Origin of the sequence: Mesorhizobium caraganae (assembly GCF_016836705.1) — a bacterium.
GTDB lineage: Bacteria > Pseudomonadota > Alphaproteobacteria > Rhizobiales > Rhizobiaceae > Mesorhizobium > Mesorhizobium caraganae.
In genome coordinates this window covers 40,937-61,131 of sequence record NZ_JAFCGY010000010.1, presented here as the reverse complement: position 1 = coordinate 61,131, position 20,195 = coordinate 40,937, and the positions used below count along the sequence as shown (strand labels likewise).

At 63.1% G+C, this 20,195-nt stretch carries 18 protein-coding genes; 9 read left to right on the top strand and 9 right to left on the bottom strand.

Features of this window, described 5'->3' with window-relative positions; genetic code table 11:
* Nucleotides 1-435: 435 nt before the first annotated feature.
* From JQK88_RS18565 to JQK88_RS18540, 6 genes are all read right to left on the bottom strand, one after another.
* Nucleotides 436-1,521, bottom strand: coding sequence for an ABC transporter ATP-binding protein (locus JQK88_RS18565; RefSeq protein WP_203279059.1), 1,086 nt, complete (start codon nucleotides 1,519-1,521; stop codon nucleotides 436-438).
* Nucleotides 1,511-2,119, bottom strand: coding sequence for a helix-turn-helix domain-containing protein (locus JQK88_RS18560; RefSeq protein ID WP_192256175.1), 609 nt, complete (start codon nucleotides 2,117-2,119; stop codon nucleotides 1,511-1,513). Before JQK88_RS18560 ends, JQK88_RS18565 begins: the two co-directional genes overlap by 11 nt.
* A gap of 214 nt (nucleotides 2,120-2,333) precedes the next feature.
* Nucleotides 2,334-3,416, bottom strand: coding sequence for an ABC transporter substrate-binding protein (locus JQK88_RS18555; RefSeq protein ID WP_192256173.1), 1,083 nt, complete (start codon nucleotides 3,414-3,416; stop codon nucleotides 2,334-2,336).
* A 29-nt stretch (nucleotides 3,417-3,445) separates the two neighbouring features.
* On the bottom strand, nucleotides 3,446-4,252 hold the full coding sequence (locus JQK88_RS18550; RefSeq protein ID WP_203279058.1) for an ABC transporter permease: 807 nt from the start codon (nucleotides 4,250-4,252) through the stop codon (nucleotides 3,446-3,448).
* Nucleotides 4,249-5,136 carry an ABC transporter permease gene (locus JQK88_RS18545; RefSeq protein WP_192256169.1) on the bottom strand — a complete coding sequence of 296 codons (888 nt, stop codon included), beginning with the start codon at nucleotides 5,134-5,136 and terminating at the stop codon, nucleotides 4,249-4,251. Before JQK88_RS18545 ends, JQK88_RS18550 begins: the two co-directional genes overlap by 4 nt.
* 96 nt (nucleotides 5,137-5,232) lie before the next feature.
* Entirely contained in the window at nucleotides 5,233-6,516 is a 1,284-nt protein-coding gene (locus JQK88_RS18540) for an NAD(P)/FAD-dependent oxidoreductase (RefSeq protein ID WP_203279057.1), read from the bottom strand.
* A 186-nt stretch (nucleotides 6,517-6,702) separates the two neighbouring features.
* Between JQK88_RS18540 and JQK88_RS18535 the strand changes: the two genes are divergently transcribed.
* From JQK88_RS18535 to JQK88_RS18515, 5 genes are all read left to right on the top strand, one after another.
* Entirely contained in the window at nucleotides 6,703-7,860 is a 1,158-nt protein-coding gene (locus JQK88_RS18535) for a fumarylacetoacetate hydrolase family protein (RefSeq protein WP_203279056.1), read from the top strand.
* 451 nt (nucleotides 7,861-8,311) lie between these two features.
* Nucleotides 8,312-9,244 (top strand): substrate-binding domain-containing protein, encoded by a 933-nt coding sequence (locus JQK88_RS18530; RefSeq protein ID WP_203279055.1) that lies wholly within the window; start codon nucleotides 8,312-8,314, stop codon nucleotides 9,242-9,244.
* A gap of 111 nt (nucleotides 9,245-9,355) precedes the next feature.
* Nucleotides 9,356-10,342 carry an ABC transporter permease gene (locus JQK88_RS18525; protein WP_192256165.1) on the top strand — a complete coding sequence of 329 codons (987 nt, stop codon included), beginning with the start codon at nucleotides 9,356-9,358 and terminating at the stop codon, nucleotides 10,340-10,342.
* 3 nt (nucleotides 10,343-10,345) lie between these two features.
* On the top strand, nucleotides 10,346-11,140 hold the full coding sequence (locus tag JQK88_RS18520; protein ID WP_203279054.1) for an ATP-binding cassette domain-containing protein: 795 nt from the start codon (nucleotides 10,346-10,348) through the stop codon (nucleotides 11,138-11,140).
* 129 nt (nucleotides 11,141-11,269) lie between these two features.
* A complete protein-coding gene (locus JQK88_RS18515) occupies nucleotides 11,270-12,292 on the top strand; it encodes a LacI family DNA-binding transcriptional regulator (RefSeq protein ID WP_192256161.1) in 1,023 nt (340 codons plus the stop codon).
* Nucleotides 12,293-12,830: 538 nt separating this feature from the next.
* On the opposite strand, the gene JQK88_RS18510 is transcribed toward JQK88_RS18515, so the two are convergent.
* Nucleotides 12,831-13,412 carry a TetR/AcrR family transcriptional regulator gene (locus JQK88_RS18510; RefSeq protein ID WP_192256160.1) on the bottom strand — a complete coding sequence of 194 codons (582 nt, stop codon included), beginning with the start codon at nucleotides 13,410-13,412 and terminating at the stop codon, nucleotides 12,831-12,833.
* Between the two features lie 242 nt (nucleotides 13,413-13,654).
* Here JQK88_RS18510 and JQK88_RS18505 point away from each other — a divergent pair, with 242 nt between their 5' ends.
* Genes JQK88_RS18505 through JQK88_RS18495 form a run of 3 tightly spaced genes read left to right on the top strand, consistent with a single transcriptional unit; the run spans nucleotide 13,655 to nucleotide 18,260 of the window.
* A complete protein-coding gene (locus JQK88_RS18505; protein ID WP_192256158.1) occupies nucleotides 13,655-13,897 on the top strand; it encodes a hypothetical protein in 243 nt (80 codons plus the stop codon).
* Entirely contained in the window at nucleotides 13,891-17,091 is a 3,201-nt protein-coding gene (locus tag JQK88_RS18500; RefSeq protein ID WP_512699813.1) for an efflux RND transporter permease subunit, read from the top strand. Before JQK88_RS18505 ends, JQK88_RS18500 begins: the two co-directional genes overlap by 7 nt.
* A 14-nt stretch (nucleotides 17,092-17,105) precedes the next feature.
* Nucleotides 17,106-18,260, top strand: a complete 1,155-nt coding sequence (locus JQK88_RS18495; RefSeq protein ID WP_192256154.1) for an efflux RND transporter periplasmic adaptor subunit — start codon at nucleotides 17,106-17,108, stop codon at nucleotides 18,258-18,260.
* Between the two features lie 169 nt (nucleotides 18,261-18,429).
* On the opposite strand, the gene JQK88_RS18490 is transcribed toward JQK88_RS18495, so the two are convergent.
* Nucleotides 18,430-19,134, bottom strand: coding sequence for a molybdate ABC transporter substrate-binding protein (locus tag JQK88_RS18490; RefSeq protein ID WP_192256152.1), 705 nt, complete (start codon nucleotides 19,132-19,134; stop codon nucleotides 18,430-18,432).
* Between the two features lie 37 nt (nucleotides 19,135-19,171).
* Nucleotides 19,172-19,336 carry a hypothetical protein gene (locus JQK88_RS18485; RefSeq protein WP_246501734.1) on the bottom strand — a complete coding sequence of 55 codons (165 nt, stop codon included), beginning with the start codon at nucleotides 19,334-19,336 and terminating at the stop codon, nucleotides 19,172-19,174.
* A 146-nt stretch (nucleotides 19,337-19,482) separates the two neighbouring features.
* Between JQK88_RS18485 and JQK88_RS18480 the strand changes: the two genes are divergently transcribed.
* Entirely contained in the window at nucleotides 19,483-20,172 is a 690-nt protein-coding gene (locus JQK88_RS18480) for a GntR family transcriptional regulator (RefSeq protein WP_203279052.1), read from the top strand.
* The last annotated feature ends 23 nt before the right edge of the window (nucleotides 20,173-20,195 follow it).

Below are 20,195 nucleotides of genomic sequence, written 5' to 3'. Positions count from 1 at the left end.
AACCGATCTCACCCGGCAGATTGGCAAGATCGATCAATCTAGAACATAAAGAGAACAAATCAAGAGGCGAGCCGATTGCCGGAGTCGGCGCAGCCCCTCATCCGCCTGCCGGCACCTTCTCCCCGTATAGTGACGGGGAGAAGGAAGCTGGCCGCGACCTCGGCGCCTTTCCTGCGACGCTAGCGATTGGCGAAATCGCAGACGACAGCGTTTTTCTCCCCGTCACTATACGGGGAGAAATGTCCGGCAGGACAATGAGGGGCGGCGCCAACGCCCGACAGGTTCAAATTGCCTGAACCGTTTGCCGGTCGATACTGGCGTCGTCGAAGCCTACGTAGCCGCGGTTGAGACGCTCCGGCCGGCCGGGGCCACCGGTGACCAGCGTCGCGCCTTCCTTGATGCCGGCTTCGATCAGCCGCTGGATCTTGGGGCGGATCAGCTTGGCAGCATAGGGCAGTTGGCGCCACGGCGCAGACTGATATGCGCCACGTCGCCGACGCTGAATTGAAAGCCTTCGGACTGGCGCGGGGCGTCGATCACCACCGGCAGCCCCTGGCCGAGTTCGGCGTGCAGCCGCAGCGTGCGACCATGGAAGACGATGGAGTTGACGCGCGCCGGCGCGGTGCCGGCGGCGGCGTCGGTGGTGGCCAGCAGATCCTCGGGACGGACGCCGATGGTGCGTTCGGCACCCTCGGCGGGCATATCGCCGGTCTCGGATGTTGCTTCCAGCGAGAGCCCGCCGGCGGCGAAGCGCAGGCGGTCACCGTCGCGGCCGATGAAGCTCGACTTAAGCAAGTTCATCGTGCCGATGAAGCTCGCGACGAATGTCGTCGCCGGCCGGTCGTAGAGCGTCGCCGGAGGCGCGATCTGCTCGACGCGGCCCTTGTTCATGACGACGATGCGGTCGGAGATCGACAGCGCTTCGGTCTGGTCGTGGGTGACCATGACGAAGGTGGTGCCGAGGCGCGACTGCAGCCGCTTCAGCTCGACCTGCATCTGTTCGCGCAGATGCGCGTCGAGCGCCGACAGCGGCTCGTCGAGCAACAGCACGCGCGGCTCGCAGACAATGGCGCGGGCGAGTGCTACCCGCTGGCGCTGGCCGCCCGACAGTTCGGAGACGCGGGCGCCGAGCTTGTCGGCAAGGCCGACCATGTCGAGCGCTTCACGGACGCGCTTGGCCTGTTCGCTGCCTGAAAGCTTGCGCAGCGACAGGCCGAAGCCGACATTTTCGGCGACGTTCATATGCGGGAACAGCGCATAGTCCTGGAACACGGTGTTGACCGGACGGTCGAAGGGCCTGAGCGCGGTGATGTCTCGGCCGTCGAGCAGCACCTTGCCGCTCGACGGACTCTCGAAACCGGCAATGACACGCAGGCTGGTGGTCTTGCCACAGCCCGACGGTCCGAGCAGCGTGATGAACTCGCCGCTGATGATGTCGAGATCGACGGCATCGAGCGCGACAATGCCGCCGGGAAACACCTTCGAGACCTTGTCCAGGCGTACCAGAGCATCAAGCGCCATCGCGAACCTCGGACGGCTTGGTGGTGTTGACCCAGAGGATCTGGCAGCGCTCGGTGCCGGGATTGCGGAAGGCGTGCAGAAGCGTGCTCTTGAAGGCAAAGGAGTCGCCGGTCTTCAGCACATATTTTGTCGAATCCACCACCAGTTCGACCTCGCCCGACAGGACGTAGCCGAACTCATGGCCGATATGCGCATAGGCTTCCGCCGTGCCGCCGTCGGCTTCGACTGTCACCAGGAGCCCGGTCAGCGTCGCGCCCGGCGGCGACAGCAGCGCCTTGGCGATGCCTTCGGACTTGACCAGGAGCTGCCGCCTTTTGTCGGCACGCACGCAATAGAGATCGTTGCCAGCATCCTTGCCGTCGGTGATCAGCGCCGAGGGTTCTATGTCGAGGGCCGAGGCCAGCGGCCAGATCACCTTGACGCGCAAAGAGGACAGGCCGCGCTCGATCTGGCTCAGCGCCCCGATCGACACGCCGGCCTTGGCCGCAAGCTCGGCCAGCGACAGATTGCGCTCCAGCCGCAGCGCCCGCACACGGCGGCCGACGCGGATGTCGGCATCGTCTTTGGGCTTCTCGGTTGTCTCGTCAAGCATGTCCATGCGTGGGTCCTTGTTCTCTTCTCACATCGACGGGGCGCAGCGCCGCTAGGCTCCCCCTTTTCCCCTTGTGGGAGAAGGGGGAGCCGAAGGCGACGGATGAGGGGTGTTCCAGGGAACGCCAGCGTCTCACTCCGCTGGAGCACCCCTCATCCGTCTCGGCGCTGCGCGCCGATCCACCTTCTCCCACAAGGGGAGAAGGTGAGGTCTGCGCTGCTCAACCGCCAGCCTTCACCTTTTCGAACATCTTCGCCACATCGTCATTCTGCTTCATCGGTCCGGTGAAGATTGTCGACTTCAGCATCACTTCCGGATCCGCCGGCAATTGCAGCTTGTCCAGTTCGTCCTTCGCCACGCCGGCGAAGGCGGTGCTCAGCGAGCTGCCATAGCCGTAGGACTGGATCAGGTACTTACCCGAGTCGGCGTCGAGCCGGCTGTTAATGAAGTCGTAGGCGAGGTCGACATTCTTGGCGTCCTTCAGCATGACGAAGCCGCAGGCCCAGGTCAGCATGCCCTCCTTCGGCTTCATGAACTCGACCGGCACGCCTTGCTTCTTCAGCGAAGTGGCCGACGCGTTCCAGGTCATGGCGGCGACCAACTGGCCGCTGGCCAGCGCCTGTTCGACCGAGGTCATGTCGGTGGTGTAGCTGGACAGCAGCGGGCGCTGCTCGCGCAGTTTTTCCGCCACCTTGTCCATTTGCTCAGGCGTCATGTCGAACGGATTGACGCCGGCGAGCAGCGCGGCAACGATCGGCGTGTCATGCACGGCATCGATCGTCGCCATGCGGCCGGCATACTGCTTGTCCCACAGAAGGTTCCAGCTTGCTTCCGGGTTCTTGACCAGATCGGTGCGGTAAAGGATCGAGGTGTTGCCCCAGTCCCACGGCACCATCCAGACCTTGCCGTCGCCGGCCTGGATGTCGGGCAGGTTCTTGAACACCGGGAAAATCGAATCCCAGTTCTTGATGCGCTTGGTGTCGATTGGCTGCAGCAGGCCTTCCTTGTTCCATCGCGCCACCTTGTCGTAGCAGGGATGCGCGATATCGGGGCGAAAGCCGGCCTTGACCTTGGTGAAGGCATCGTCGTCGTCGCCGAAGATCGAGGCTTCGACGCCATCGGGATGCGCCGCGAGGAAGCTCTTGTTGAAGTCGGGCAGTTCATAGCCCGACCAGGTGAAATATTGCAGCTTGTCGGCGGCGAAGGCGACCGTCGACGACAGGACGATTGCAAGGGCGGCAAGCCCGGTGCGGGTTGTCTTTCCGGTGATCGATTTCAGGCCAGATGTCAGGTCGAATGCCATTTCAGTTCTCCTCTCTTGTTTTGTTGTCATCAGGATGGTTTCGCGCCGAGGCCACGGTGGCGCAGCAATTCGGCTGTGCCGGCAATGATGAAGGACGCCGCCAGGATCGCAGTCCCCAGCGCCATCACGGTCGGCAGCGAGCGGGGAAACCGCAACTGGCTCCAGATGTAGAGCGGCAGCGTCGGCTCGGTGCCGGCGAGGAAGAAGACGACTATGAATTCGTCGAAGGAAATCAGAAACGCCAGCATGAAGGCCGAAATGATCGCTGGCAGGCTGAGCGGCAGCATCACCCGCCGGAACGTGGTCCAGTCGGACGCGCCGAGATCGAGCGCCGCCTCGCGAATGGTTTTCGGGATGGCGGCAAAGCGGCTGCGCATGATCACCACTGTTGTCGGCAGCGCCACCAGTATGTGGCCGAGAACGATGGCGATGCGCGACGGGCCGAGGCCGATGAGGTTGACGAGGATGAGCAGCGATATGCCGACGATGACGCCGGGGATCAGGACCGGCAGCCGCGCGATGGCGCTGATGGTGGCGGCCAGCGGCGAGCGGCCATAGAGGTCCATGTAGGACACGGTGATGCCGCAGAGCGTGGCGCCGGCGGCGGCCACGACGCCGATGACGAGGCTGTTCAAAAGCGCGCCGGACAGCGCCGGATTGCCATAGAGCGTGACATACCATTCGAGCGTGAAGCCCTGCAGCGGAAACGCTGCCTGGATGGAGTTGTTGAAGGAAAACAGCGGGATCAAAAGGACCGGCAGGTAGAGAAAGACGAGATAGGCGATGACATAGACGCCAAGCCAGCGACCGCCATTTTCTGTCCGCGCCGCGCTCATGTGCGGCTGCCGAATTTGCGGTCGGCAGAGCGCGTGACCAGCACCACGCAAAGGATGACCAGCATCACGCAGACCGAGAGTGCAGCGCCGAACGGCCAGTCATTGGCCTTGCCGAACTGAGACTGGATCAGCGTGCCGATCATGGTGCTGGCCGGACCGCCGACCATGGCCGGCGTGACATAGTCGCCGACCGTCGGCACGAAGACGACCAGGGCTGCCGCCAGCACGCCCGGCATCGAATTGGGCAAGACAACGCGGCGAAAGGTAGTGAAGGGTCTGGCACCAAGATCGGACGCGGCTTCGAGCAGCGATTTCGGAATGGTGTCGAGTGCCACATAGATCGGCAGGATGGCAAAGGGCGCGTAGGCGTGCGCCAAGGTCACGACGACCGCAGCGGGCGTGTTGAGGAAGGCCAGCGTCGGTTCCGACCAGATGCCGCTTTGGATCAGCGCCGAGTTCAACACGCCGTTGTAGGCTAGCACGATCTTCCAGGCGAAGACGCGCAGGAGATAGCTGGTCCAGAACGGCAGGGTCACCAGGAACAGCAGCAGTCCACGGCGGCGGCCGGCATGGAAGGCGAGATAGTAGGCGACGGGATAGGCGGTGACGACAGTTGCCAGCGTCACCAGGCCGGCAATCACCAGCGAGCGCAACGTCACCGTCCAGTACAGCGGATCAGAGAGCACGGTGATGAAATTGCCTGCCGTAAAACCGGCGCCGAGCAGCGAACCGTCATTGCCGCGCAAGGCGAGGAACAGCACCAGGCCAAGAGCAAACAGGATCAGGAAGAAGGTGACCAGTCCGCCCGGCAGCAACATGGCAAAGCGGAAGCCTCGGGACGACCCGGACCCTGCTGGCGCTTCAGACGCAACGATGCTCGACATCGGACTGCTCAATGGAAATATGAAATCGGCTTAACTTTTTTCATATTCCTGAAACTGTCAAGCTGAATCCGCGGAGCCTGAACGGCCGGCGCACAATCAGCGCTCGAAGGCGTCCAGCATCCGGTACCAGGCAATGGTCGCTGCCACGCCGACCTGCCGGAAGGCATGAAACGGGATCGGCCGGATCGGCGACTGCGGGAACGGCAATTGCGCTGCATCACCGTTCGCCAGGTAGCCCGCCATGCATTTTCCCAGCGCGCTCATCAGGCCGACGCCCCTGCCCTGGCAACCAACCACGGCGAGCAAGCCTTTTTCAGGTTCGTGGATATGCGGCAGATGATCCGGCGTCATCGCCACGCGGCCGAACCAGCGCTTCTCGATTGGGGTATCGGCCAATGCCGGATAGAGCCTCACAAGTGCACGCTGCAGATGCGCCCAGTCCGCTTCGCTGGAGGGCAGCGTCATGCGGCCGCGCCCACCAAGCACCAGTCGGCCGTCGGCTGTCTTGCGATAGTAGACGAGGATGCGCCTGGAGTCGGACACCGCTTGCCCTTCCGGCAAGATCGCCGCTGCAAGGTTGGACGACAGTGGCACGGTCGCGATCTGGAAGGAATGCAACGGCACGATCGTCTCGGCGAGACCAGGCAGCAATTCATCGGAATAGGCATTAGTGGCCAGTACAACCGCCTTGGCCCGCACTTCGGCGCCGTTTGCGCTCGAAACACGCCAAACGCCGGCGTCCCTGGTCAGCTTCATCACCTTCTGCCGCTCGGCAATCCTGGCGCCGGCCGCGGCAGCGATGCGCGCCAGTTCCAGCGTATAAGCGAGCGGATCGATGATGCCGGCGCGGCGGTCGAGCCAGCCGCCGAGATAGCCTTGCGCGCCGGTCATCGCAGCGATCTCGCTTTGGCTGAGAAGCCGGACATCGGCGCCACGTGCCCGCCATTGGCGATCCCGGTTCGCTGCCGCTGTCAAAGCGGTTTCGGTGTGCGCAGCCTGGATCCAGCCATTGCGCGTGAACGGCACCGCCAGTTTTTCGTCACGGATGAGATTGAACACCGTATCCGCCGTCGAGGCGGCGAAATCGACCAATGCCTGGCCACGCTTGGGGCCGAAATGCTCCAGCAGCCATTCGGGATCATATTTCAGTCCGGGAATGACCTGGCCGCCATTGAGGCCCGAGGCGCCCTGGCCGATCTCGCCGGCATCCAGCACCTGAACGCCGAGACCAAGCCGGGCGGCATGCAAGGCCGTCGACAGGCCCATGAAGCCGCCGCCGACGATGACGACATCCACCAGCGTGCGATCCGGGACGAGCGACTGAAAGGTGGATGCGGTCTGCGGCTTTTGCCAGATCGGGACGGAAAACGGCGTGGGCAAGGCTTCACCTGGAGTATGGCGCAAAATGAAAATCCTAGTGCTAGTTTCATTTTTTTGAAAGAGATGGCTTCATGTCAGCACTGACAATTGGCTGCGCCACGGGATAGACCTTTGGCGTGAATCCGGTGAAAGTGCCGCGCCCTTCAGGCCAGCTCCCATTCGCGATCATTCAAAGGACCGTAAGCCATGACGAACCCAACGCAGCTTCCCGCCGACGGGCTCTTTATCGGCCGCGCCAAAGCGAGCGATGCCTCGCATCCGCTGGTGGTCACGGTGCGCGACGGCACTGTCTTCGACATCACCTCAAGCGCCGCGCCAACCGTGCGCGATATCTGCGAGATGGCCGATCCGGCGGGATATGTGCGCTCCGCCAAGGGCAAGCCGATCGGCGCGCTCGAGGCGATTGCCGCCAACAGCTTTCAGGCCACACGCGATCCGGCGCAGCCATATCTCCTTTCGCCCGTCGACCTGCAGGCGGTGAAGGCGTCGGGCGTCACCTTCGTGGTAAGCCTGCTCGAGCGCGTCATCGAGGAGCAGGCGCGCGGCTCGGCCGAAAAGGCCGACGCCATCCGCGCCGACATTGCCGGGCTGATCGGCCATGATCTGTCGAAGCTGAAGCCCGGTTCGCCCGAAGCGATGGAGATCAAGGCGAAGCTGATCCAGCGCGGCGCCTGGTCGCAATATCTGGAAGTCGGCATCGGGCCCGACGCCGAGATCTTCACCAAGTGCCAGCCGATGGCGTCGGTCGGCTTTGGCGCCGATGTCGGCCTGCATCCGGTGTCGACCTGGAACAATCCCGAGCCGGAGATCGCAATGATCGCGGCGAGCAGCGGCAGGATCGTTGGCGCCACCATCGGCAACGACGTCAATCTCAGGGATGTCGAGGGGCGTTCGGCGCTGCTGCTCGGCAAGGCCAAGGACAACAATGCCTCAGCTTCGCTCGGCCCGTTCATCCGGCTGTTCGACGACACCTTCGCCATCGACGACGTGAAGCAGGCCATCGTGCGGCTGAAAGTCGAGGGCGAGGACGGGTTCTCGCTGGAGGGCGCGAGTTCGATGGCCGAGATCAGCCGTTCGCCGGAAGAGCTGGTTGCCGCCGCCATGGGGCCACACCACCAATATCCGGACGGGCTGGCGCTTTATCTCGGCACCATGTTCGTGCCGTCGAAGGACCGCGGCGAAAAGGGCAAGGGGTTCACCCACAAGGTCGGCGACATCGTCACCATCTCGTCGGAGAAATTCGGCGCGCTGGTCAATCGCGTGCTTCTGTCGCCCGATTGCCCGCACTGGACCTACGGCGCCAGCCATCTCATGCGCGACCTCGCCAAAGCCAATCTGATTTAATTTCACGACCGTCTGGACGGCCTGATCTCCAGGCTGATCGGCGCCGTGATGGTGCTGGCGCTCGCGCTCGACCGCCTGATCAAGCTGTTGCGCAACCGCCGGGCCGAGCGCATTCCGGAAAATATGCACGCCTGAGTTCCGGCACCGCCTGCCTGCCCGGAAATATCTGTATCTCTTGATTTGACGCAATTCCCAAGGGAAAGCGCTGCGCGCTTTTCCCGGGAAAACCGCTTCACACTTTTCCTGGAATTGCTCGAACTGATGCGATCTGATGGGATCGCTGATGGCGTGTTGCATCGCGCCACCATCCATTGGGCGAATGGAGGCTTGCCATCTGCTGGAAAAGAAGATGCTCTGAGCATCCGGGCGGCGCTGGCAGGAGGAAATGATCGGGCATGGCCCGGATCATCGCCGGACGTGGAGGTCGTTTTTCAACATGGGAGGAAAGCAAATGCTGACGAGGCTACGATTACTCGTGCTTGGCTTGATTGTGGCGCTGGCCATTCCGGCGGCGGCACAGGCCAAGACGTTCTACTGGATTTCGCATGGCGGCCCGGCCGACCCGGTCTGGACCTACTTCCTGGCCGGCGCCAAGCAATGGGCGAAGGACACCGGCAACACCGTCAACACATCGTTCCACAATGGTGACGTCGCCTCGCAGCAGGAGGCCGTGCGCGCCGCGATCTCGGCCAAGGCCGACGGCATCGTCACCACCAGCCCCGATCCGGGCAGCCTGATCGAGATCACCAAGGAAGCCAACACGGCCAAGATCCCGATCATCAATTTCAACACACCCGATCCCAAGGCGAGCTTCAACGCCTATGTCGGCGGCGACAACGTCACCTTCGGCAAGCACTGGGCACAGTATCTGGTCGACAAGGGCCTGGTGAAGAAGGGCGACTTCGTCTGGATGCCGGTCGAAATCCCCGGCGCCACCTATGGCGTGCAGGAAGAGGAAGGCATCAAGAGCGTCTTCGAACCGCTCGGGATCACCTATGAGATCACCGAAGCGACGCTCGACCAGGCCGAAGCCATCAACCGCATGGTCGACTACCTCACCGCCAACAAGGCCAAGGTCAAGGCGATCATCGGCCTCGGCGACCTGGTCACCGGCTCGATCAAGCGGGTGTTCGACCAGGCCGGCATCAAGCCGGGCGAAATCCCGGTGGTCGGCTGGGGCAACTCACTCGACACCACGCAGGAAGTGCTGACCGGCTACGTCAATGCCGGCCAATGGCAGGACCCGCAGGCGACCAGCTATGTCGCACTGTCGCTCGCCAACATGGCAGCGTCGGGCATTCCTCCGGGCTTCAACGTCATCACCGGCGCGCTCTATGAAAAGGACACCGCGCAGGTCTACGACGACATCCTGTCCGGCAAATAACCTGGATATCCAACAGTCGCGGCCGCAGCCGCGGTCGCGACTGTCTTTTTCGCCGAACCTTTCGCACCATGTGCGGAGGTTCAGCCCTTCCCTTCCTGTCGCGGGTTATCAGTGGAAAACCGTTCGCTCCCCCAACGCCTGATCGCGAGGCCGGAATTCGGGCCCTTCGTGCTGCTCATCATCGAAATCGCGGTGTTCTGGAGCATCAACCGCGATTTCCTGTCGCCGCAGAACATCTCCAACACGCTGGCCTTCACCGTCGAACTCGGGCTGATCGCGCTGGCGATGACGCTGTTGATGACATCGGGCGAATTCGACCTTTCGGTCGGCTCGCTGTTCGGCTTCTCGCCGGTGCTGATGTGGACGCTGTTCAACAGCGGCCTGACCTCGCTGGAAGTCGGCTTCCTCGCCGCCCTGCTGGTCGCCGCCTTCATCGGCCTGGTCAATGGCTGGTTCGTCACGCAGCTCAAGATCCCGTCCTTCCTGGTAACGCTCGGCATGCTGCTGGTGGTGCGCGGCACGGCGCTGTTCGTCACCGACGGCTTTCCGCAACGCACCTGGAGCGCGGAGGGCAGCTGGCTTGCCGAAGCGCTGGTCGGCGATTTCTTCATCGGGCCGTTCCGCATCTACATGTCGCTGTTCTGGTTCATCGCGGCGGCCGCAATACTCGGCTACGTGCTGACGCAGAGCCGCACCGGCAACTGGATCCAGGCAGCCGGCGGCAACCCGAATGCCGCCCGCGCGCGCGGCGTCAACGTCAACGGCGTCAAGATCGGCCTGTTCATCCTGTCCTCGCTGATGGCATCGCTGGCCGGTGTCATCTCCTCGCTGCGCACATCGGCCGCCAACCCCAACAGCGGCACCGGCTACGAGCTCGAAGTCATCGCCATGGTGGTGATCGGCGGCACGGCGCTGACCGGCGGACGCGGCACCATCATCGGCACCGTGCTCGGAATCCTGATCCTGCGCGTCATGCGCAACGGCATCGTGCTGATCGGCGTGCCCGGCCTTGCCTACAACATCTTCATCGGCGCCATCATTCTCGGCATGATGGCGCTCCATTCATGGCTGGAACGCCGGCATCAGGCAGGGACGTGAACCATGGCTGAACCGCTCATCCGCATGACCAACATCAAAAAGTCCTACGGGCGCGTGCAGGCACTCGAGGACGCCAATTTCCACGTCAACGAAAGGGAGATTGTCGGCCTGCTCGGCGACAATGGCGCGGGGAAGTCGACGCTGATCAAGGTGCTGTCGGGCGCGGTGCCACTGACCAGCGGCGACATCTTCATCCGCGGCAAGAAGGTCAATCTGCGCTCGACCAGCGACGCCATCGCGCAGGGCATCGAGACGATCTACCAGGACTCGGCGCTGGTGACGCAACTGTCGATCGCCCGAAACTTGTTCCTCGGGCGCGAGCCCATCAAGCCACCGCGCTTCTTGAACCGCATGGACCAGGAGGCGATGAACGTGGTCGCCCGCGATCTGCTGAAGCAGGTCGGCATCTCCAAGAACATCCCGCCGACCACGCCGATCGGCTCGCTGTCGGGCGGCGAGCGGCAGGCGGTCGCCATCGCCCGCGCCATGCATTTCGACAGCGACCTGATCATACTCGACGAGCCGACCAACAATCTCGGCGTCGCCGAGACGCAAGGCGTGCTGAGCTTCGTGCGCAACGCGCGCGATTCCGGGCATTCCTGCATCTTCATCGCCCACAACATCCACCACGTCTTCCAGGTGGTCGACCGTATCGTCGTCATGCGCCGGGGCAAGGTGGTGGCCGACGACATCGACCCGAAGAAGACCACGGTCGCCGAGGTGGAGCGTGTCATCACCGGCATGTCGGACAAGGAAATCCGCGACGCCATCGTCGAAGGCAGGCCATCGCGCGGCTGAACCGTCTTCCTGCCGTCTGGCACATCAGCTCTAACTCTTTGTGGAGCATGATCTTTGGACAAAAGCGGTTCCCGTTTGTCCGACAAAACCGGTTCCCACTTTTCGGGATCATGCTCTATGACTGTGACCATGAAAGCCACCGTTGCTGACATCGCCAGAAGCTGCGGCCTGTCGACCGCGACTGTCGACCGTGTGCTCAATAACCGGGCCGGCGCCAGTGCCGCCAACCGGCAGCGGGTGATGGAGGCGGCCAAGCAGCTCGGCTATTTGCCGGTGGTCGACCAGGTGACGCTGCCATCGCGGCCGGCGCATCTCGAATTCTTCCTGCCTATCGGCGCCAACGGCTTCATGGTCGATCTGGCCGGGCATATCGAGGACTATGCGGCGCGCCTGCCGCTGGTCGCCTCCTGCCGCATCCACAACCTTGCCGGCATCTCGCCGGCCGCACTCCAGACGGCGGTCGAGAATCTGTCGCTCAAGGCCAACGGCGTCGGCGTCATCGCCGTCGACCATCCGCGAACACGCAACATATTGCGCGACGTCGTCGAGGCCGGCATCCGCCTGGTCACGCTGGTCTCAGACGTTCCGGCGGCCCCGCGCTCGGCCTATGTCGGCATCGACAACCGGGTGGCGGGGCGTACCGCGGCGCTGCTGATGGGGCGCTTCCTCAACGGCCATAAGGGCCATCTGGCGATGGTGGTGGGATCGCGCTCCTATCGCGGGCATGAGGAGCGCGAAATGGGCTTCCGCTCGGTGCTGTCGGAAGAGTTTCCCAATTTGACCGTCACCAGCGCCGTCGAGATCAATGACGAGCCGGAGGGCAGCTATGCCGCCACCATGCAGGCGCTGCACAACGAGCCGGACCTGCTCGGCATCTACTGCGTCGGCGCCGGACGCTCAGGCGTGGCCAGGGCGCTGCTCGAAGCCAGGCCGAAGAAGAAGCCGGTGTTCATCTGCCACGATCTGACGAAGGAAACGCGCGGCTATCTCGTCGACGACCTCGCCGATGTCGTCATCGACCAGAATGCGCGGCTGATCGCCGAGCAATCGGTGATCCGCCTGCTCGGCTCGATCGCGTCTTCCGCGCCCTATCTGACAAAGAAGTTCATCGAGCCGCGGCTGATCTTCAAGGAAAACGTGCCGGTGCAGTGAATTTTGCGCCGTGGCGGCTTTTCCTATTTGTCCGACAAGTCGGGGTAGCTGCCGCAAATCTGCACAGCAGCTATGCATCTTTTATGGTTGCCGAATCATTAAGCAACTCGTAGGTATTGGTGGTCGGCCATCTACTCCTCCCAGATGCGATGCCGGCGTTGAGTGCGGTGCACCTCCTCCCGCGCCGTATTCGAAATCAAGCCCGCTGCCACCTCCTCCCGGCAGCGGGCTTTTTCTTTTTTGCATGGATTCCAAGAGGATGGCCAAGGCCTCGCCAGCCGGGCCGGATGGCAAGTTCCCTCACCCGGATTTCCAACCGAATTGCGAAGGGCAATTCGGGACAATCCGACCTCTCCCCGAGGAGAGAGGAGGTGGTTGGCGCCGACGCTTCCTCTTTTCCCCAGCGGGGGGTGAGGCGCGGTCCGCGTAGCGGACGAAAAGCCAATTGCTTGGCTTTTCGAGCAACGAACGCCCGAAGGGCGGTGGCCGCGGAGCGGCCGGATGAGGGGCTCTTAGTCCAAGCTCAGTGCGCTGGAGCTCAGCGCGCCCTGAAAGAGCTGATCAGGCCTTCCGCCATGCGCACGAACTGTGTGCTGGGGCCCTGGCAGCCCATGGTCTGCACGCTGACACGCGCGCCCTCGAACAGCAGCGACAGCGTATCGGCGAGAAGTTCGGCCTGACCGATGCCAGCATCGCGGCACAGCGCAACGAGGCGATCGCGCTGGGCGCTCTTGAGCTCCTTGATCACGCTCCTCGCCGGATGGTTCGGCTCGGTCAGTTCGACGGCGGCGTTGGCCATGTCGCAGCCGCGACCGTCGGCGGCAAGCATGTCGGCGACCTTGTGGACCCAGGCATGCAATTGCGCCAGCTTGTCGCCGGGGTGCTCCGCCTCGAACTCATCCCATATCGCGGCGCCCTTGGCCGCCGAAGCGCGCAGGCACTGGATGATGAGTTCGTCCTTGGACTCGAAATGACGGTAGAGCGTCATCTTGTTGGTGCCGGCGGCTTCCGTAATGGCGTCGACGCCGACGCCCTTGATGCCATGTTTGTGAAACATGTCCTGCGCCGTCTCCAGGATTCGATCCCGGGGACGCACGCGATCCGTAATGCCGTCTGCCATCGCAGTCTCCTTGTCTCCCTAAATTTTCGGCCCACCTCTTGACTAGGGTGTTACCGGTCTGTAACTATCAGAATGTTACTTACTGGTAACACCTATGTAGCCTTCCGTCAATAACAAGGCCGTGAACTGGTCCTGCCAGATCACAAAGGGTGACAATTGCGGTTCATGCGGCTCCGGCCGGTGAAGAGATGAAAACCGGTTCGCGATCATCCGATGCGAATCGCTGGAATGGAGACGCTCCAATGTCGCAGCGCAAGGATTTGACCATCGATGAAGCCATCCGGGATCCGATGATCCGGCTGGTGATGAAGGCGGACCGCGTCAACCCGCGCGCCTTCGAAGCGATGCTGAGGACCGTGGCCGATGAGCAAGGTCTCAGCGGCGCGGCGCCGTCTTCGTATTTTTTGCAGGACCCGGGTTCGGCGCGCAGCCGGCGGCTGTCCCGGTCTGCCCATTCATTTAAAGAGGCATGCGTGTCGTGGTAAACTTTTTCATCCATCGTCCGATCTTCGCCTCGGCGATCGCCATCATCATGGTGCTCGCCGGGACGATTTGTTATTTCCTTTTGCCGGTCTCGCAGTTTCCCGACATCACGCCGCCGCAGGTGGTGGTCAGCGCCCACTATCCGGGCGCCAGCGCGCAAGTGGTCGCCGATACGGTGACGACGCCGCTGGAGCAGCAGATCAACGGCGTCGAAGGCATGACCTACATGTCGTCGTCGAGCTCCAATGACGGCTCCTCGACAATCACCATCACCTTCGATGTCGGCTACCCGCTGAGCACCGCGGCCGTCGACGTGCAGAACCGCGTCTCGCAAGCCGCCTCGTCGCTGCCGGCGATCGTCAACCAGGGTGGTGTGACGATCAAGAAGCAGAATCCGAATTTCGTCCTCATCGTCAACCTGACCTCGCCCGACAGTTCGGTCGATCCGGTGGCGCTGAGCAACCTTGCCTATCTGCAGGTCGTCGATCCGCTGAAGCGCCTGCCCGGCGTCGGCGATGTGCAGATCTTCGGCGAACGGCGCTATTCGATGCGCGTCTGGCTCGACCCTGACAAACTCGCCAATCTCGGCATCACCGCGGTCGACGTCCAGAATGCCATTTCGGAACAGAACGTCCAGGTGGCGGCCGGCAAGATCGGCCAGTCGCCGGCGCCCGCCGGCACCGCCTTCGAAATGCAGGTCAACGCCGTCGGACGCCTGAGCGACCCGAAGGAATTCGGCGACATCGTCGTGCGCGCCAATACGGACACCGGTTCGCTGGTGCGGCTGCGCGACGTCGCCCGCATCGAACTTGGCGCGCTGCAATATTCGTCGTCGGCCTTCTTCGGCAAGGACCCGACCGTGGTGCTCGCCGTCTACCAGATGCCGGGTTCCAACGCGCTCGATCTGCAGCAGCGCGTCAAGGACAAGATGCAGGAGCTGTCGGCGCGTTTCCCCAAGGGCGTCTCCTACGCCATGCATTACGACACGACGCGCTTCGTGTCGGCCTCGATGCATGACGTGCTGATCACGCTCGGCGAAGCCCTGGTGCTGGTCGTGGCCGTGGTGTTCATCTTCCTGCAAAGCTGGCGCACGACGATCATCCCGACCATCGCCATTCCGGTGTCGCTGGTGGCGACGATGGTCGTCATGGAGATGATGGGCTTCTCGCTCAACATGCTCTCTCTGCTCGGCATGGTGCTGGCCATCGGCCTTGTCGTCGACGACGCCATCGTGGTGGTGGAAAACGTCGAACGACAATTGGAGGCGGGCCTCAAACCGCTGGCGGCGACCAAGGCCGCGATGGCCGAAGTCACCGGACCGATCATCGCCACCACGGCGGTGCTGATGGCGGTCTTTGTTCCGGTGGCCTTTATTCCCGGCGTCTCCGGCAAGCTCTACAACCAGTTCGCGCTGACGGTTGCGATTTCCGTCGGCATCTCAGCCTTCAACTCGCTAACGCTCAGCCCGGCGCTGAGTGCCGCCTTCCTGCGCCATCGCGGCGAGACGCAGTTCGCGCCTTTCCGCTGGTTCAATGCCGGCTTCGACAAACTCTCGCATCTCTACGCCCACGGCGTGCGCATCCTCATCCGGCTGCGCTGGATCATGCTCGGCCTGTTCGCGGCCGGACTGGTCGCCACCTACTTCGTCTGGCAGAAGCTGCCTTCGACCTTCCTTCCGGTCGAGGACCAGGGCTACTTCTTCGTCGTTATTCAGCTGCCCGACGGCGCTTCGCTGGAGCGCACCGACGCGGTGGCGCAAAAGGCGCGCGACATATTGCAAGCGACGCCCGGCGTCGACATCGTCGGCTCGATCAGTGGCCTGAACTTCCTCACCAGTGCAGCGCAGTCGAACTCGGCGGTCGAGTTCGCCATCCTGAAGCCCTGGGAAGAGCGCGGCCCCGACCAGAGTGCGTCGAAGCTGGTCGCCGACGTGCGCGGCAAGCTGATGCAGATTCCGGAAGCCTTCGCGCTGTCTTTCGATCCGCCTTCGATCCCGGGTATCGGCACCACGGGCGGCTTCGAATTCGTCGTCGAAGACCTTACCGGCCGTGGCAGCATGGCCCTCAACGACGCGACGCAAGCCGTGATCGCCGAGGCGCGCAAGCAGCCGGAAATCAATCCGCAACAGCTGTTCTCGCCGTTCTCGACCTCGACGCCGCAGTTCAACTACGACCTCGACCGCAGCAAGGCCAAACTGCTCGGCCTCAACCTGCCCGACGTCTTCAACACGCTGCAGATCTATCTCGGCTCGCTCTACGTCAACGACTTCAACCTGTTCGGCCGCACCTTCCGGGTGACCATCCAGGCCGACAAGGATGCACGTGCGGGTGCGGCCGACATTTCGCGGCTCTATGTGCGCAATGCGTCCGGCGGCATGGTGCCGCTCTCGACGCTGGGCAAGCTGGTGCCGTTCGTCGGCCCGGAAACCGTGCCGCACTACAACAACAACGCCTCGGCCACGATCAATGGCGGTGCTGCCCCCGGCTTCTCGTCGGGCCAGGCGGTCGCCGCGATGGAGCGGGCCGCTGCCACCGCGCTGCCCAGGGATTTCGGTTTCGAATGGACCGGCATCACCTTCCAGGAGCTCAAGGCGGGATCGATCGCGTCGGTCGTGTTCGGCCTCGCCATCGTCTTCGTCTTCCTGATCCTGGCGATGCAGTATGAGAGCTGGGCAATGCCGTTCATGGTGCTGCTGGCGGTGCCACTGGCCCTGTTCGGCGCCTTCGCAGCCCTCTTCCTGCGCGGCATGCAGATCGACGTCTACTCGCAGATCGGCTTCGTCATGCTGATTGGCCTGGCGGCCAAGAACGCGATCCTGATCGTCGAGTTCGCAAGGCGACGGCGCGAGGAAGGCTTGAGCATCGTCGACGCGGCGATGGAAGCCGCGCGGCTCAGGCTGCGGCCGATCCTGATGACGGCCTTCGCCTTCATCCTCGGCGTGCTGCCGCTGATGTTTGCGACGGGTGCTGGTGCAGCAAGCCGGCAGTCGATCGGCACCACCGTCTTCGGCGGCATGGTCGCCGCGACCATCCTGTCGCTGGTGTTCGTGCCGGTCTTCTACGCGGTCATCGAACGGCTGCGCGAAGGCCGCGAGCGCAGCGAACCCGCCGCACATGACCAGGACCACAGTGACCAGGACAACAATGAACCGACTGCCGACCCAGCGCTCGTGCAACTGGCCGAAGCAGCCGAATAGAATTGGAGACCAAAATGCGTAAATGGAAAATAGCTTTGGGAACGGCCGTCGCCCTGGGGGCGATCTCGGTAGCAAGCGTTCACTTCCTCGACATGGGCAATCTCAGCCTCAATGCCGGCACGGCGGCAGCGACGCCCGCGCCAGAGGCATTCGTCATGCCGGTGCCAGTGGCGAGCGTGGTCAAGAAGACCATCCCGATCTATCTCGACTACGCCGCCCGCATCGAGGCGATCCGCAGCGTCACGCTGCAGGCCCGCGTGCCCGGCTATCTCGAGGAGCAGACGGCTGAAGACGGCGCCGATGTGCGTCAGGGCGACCTGCTCTACAAGATCTCGCCCAACGACTTCCAGGCGGCTCTCGACCAGGCCAAGGCCGCAGTGCAGCGCGACCAGGCGAGCCTCGACTATGCGCGCTCCAATCTCGGCCGCGGTTCCGAACTCGCCAAGAGCGGCTATCTGGCCAAGGACGGGTTCGACCAGCGCACCAGCACGTTGCGCCAGGCCGAGGCGTCGCTTGCCGTCAACCAGGCGGCGGTGCGGACCGCCGAGCTCAATTTGAGCTACGCCGAAATCCACGCCCCGTTCGCCGGCCGCGTCGGCCGCAACCAGGCATCCGTCGGCACGCTGGTCAGCGTTGCCGGCACGGTGTTGAACACGCTGGTGCAGCTCGACCCGATCTACGTCACCTTCAATCCGAGCGAGACGGACCTGGCCGAAATCGAGCAGGCCCGCGCGGCCGGCCCGATCGAGGTCGAGGTGCTGCTGCCCGGCGAGACCAAGGCCAGCCAGAAAGGCGAACTCACCTTCATCGACAACACGGTCGACCACTCGACCGGCACGATCACGGCGCGCGCCACCATCGGCAATGCGAAGTTCTCGCTGCTGCCGGGCCAGTATGTCCGCGTGCGGCTGCACATCAGGCAGCAGCCCGATGCACTGATGGTGCCGCAGGTGGCGCTGGGTTCGAGCCAGCTCGGCAAATATGTCTATGTCGTCGGCAAGGGCAACACGGTCGACCAGCGCATCGTCACGCTTGGCGCGAACAGCGGCGATCTGGTGGCCGTGCTGACCGGCGTTGCCGAAGGCGACCAGGTGATAACGGGCAATCTGCAGAAGATCGGACCAGGAATGCCGATCTCGCCGTTGCCTCAGGAAAAACCGGCCAGCTGATAACCCCCATCAGCCCCGGTTCTGTGGCGCCCTCGGCACCCACGCCGAGGGCGCCGTTTTCGTGAGCAGCTCTACCGGGAGTCTAAAATCAATGGTGACTCAAGCGGACTTTCGCCTGGATCGTCAAGAACCGCTCTTCAGGCGATGGCGGTGAGCCGATCGCTGCTGATCAAGCACGCTTTTTGCAGCGCTCGACGCCCTTTGCCGCCAAGATGTCATCAACGGCTGTCGACATCAGAAATTCCGACAGCTGCCTGACGGCTTCTGCGTCCGTTAAATCGGCGCTGATGCCAATAGCGAAGTCAATGTAACTTTGGAGTTCTGCCGGAAACTGACCGACAAGCATGACCTCGGGAGCGGCGGCGAGAATCGAAGTCACGGGAACGACCCCCAACTCGGCTTCCCCACGACCTACGGCCGCTGCTGTCTGCCCCCCTGGTATAGCCACTAGCTTGGGCTTGACCTCATCCGCTATTCCCAAGCGTTCCAGCAAACCGGAGAAATAGCCGCCGCTGGTTCCTTCACTGGCGTAGGCGATTGATCTGGCGCTCTTCAATGCATGTTCGAATGCTTCCACGGATCCAATGTTGAGCGGTCGACCGCCTGCCTTGGCCGCCACCCCCATTGCTACCCGGCCAAACGCCACCTGGCTTCCCGCCTTGACCTTTCCCAAGGCGGCCAGATCCTGAACCAGGTTCGGATTGATGATGACGAGGTCAAAAGGTTCCCCAGCCTCAATCCGCTTCTTTACTGTCGGATTGAGCTCCCACTTGACCGCGACTGTGAATCCTGTGGTCGTTTCGAACTGAGATATGAGAGCAAGGACGGCGGGGCGGACCGCAATGGCGCCAAAAACCCGGATATCTTGAATCATGGCCTAAACCTGAAATCGGTCGAAACGAGCTTCCTTATCATACGCCTGGGGCGCCGTTTTTCGTAAGCAGGTCCACCAGAGCGGCGATATCGGCGCGGTCGGCCTTGGCCGGCGGCATGAACGCGCAATAAGGATGCCCGAGACGCATCGAGACGGACGAGAGTGCGATCAGTTGCGCGGCTTCCAGATCGGCGCGCGCCATGACTCGCTGACGAAGGGCAGTGCCCAGCCCGCGCAGCATGAGGCCGAAAGGCTGACACGCCACCCGCTACAAGAATCCGGAAGGGCCTCTTGTAGGATTGTCGACAATCTGCTTGTCTTGTTCCAGGCTCTCACTGGAGTGGCGACATGGCCAAGCTGGATTTCGGTCCGATCGCGGACACGACACGCCGCGCCGAGATCGTCGCGCTGCTCAGGCGCGCGATCCTGACCGGCCAGCTGGAACCCGGGCAAAAACTCAACGAACTCAGGATCGCCGAGCAGATGCGGGTCAGCCGCGCGCCGCTGCGCGAGGCGATGCGCGAGCTGGTGCAGGAAGGCATTCTCACCAGCATTCCCTATGCCGGCACGTTTGTGATCGATGTCACCGCCAAGGACATTGACGACGCCTATTCGCTGAACAAGGTGCTCGATGAATTCGCCATCGAACGCACCTGGAAGCTGCGCGACCAGCGCTTCTTCGACGAGCTCGACAGCCGCCACGAGGCGGTGAAGCAGGCGACGCGGGCGCTCGACACCACGCGCCAGATCGAAACCGCGCTGCAACTGCACGGGCTGATTTATGAATGGGCCGACAATTCGGTGCTGCTGGAAACCTGGCAGCGGCTGATCAGCCGGCTGCAAATGTACTTTGCCCTGCACCAGCGCGCCCGCAACGAGCCGGTGCCGGCGGAAGATGTCCACGAGACCTATGTGCGGCTCTTGAAAGGCGCCGACATGCGCGCCGCCCAGCGCCATGCCCGTGAGCACATCGACCTCGATTTCGAAGAGCTGCTCGCCTACGCGCGCGGCCTCGAACAGCGCACATCGAAGGGCTGACCCTCCTCAACACCAAGCGACAA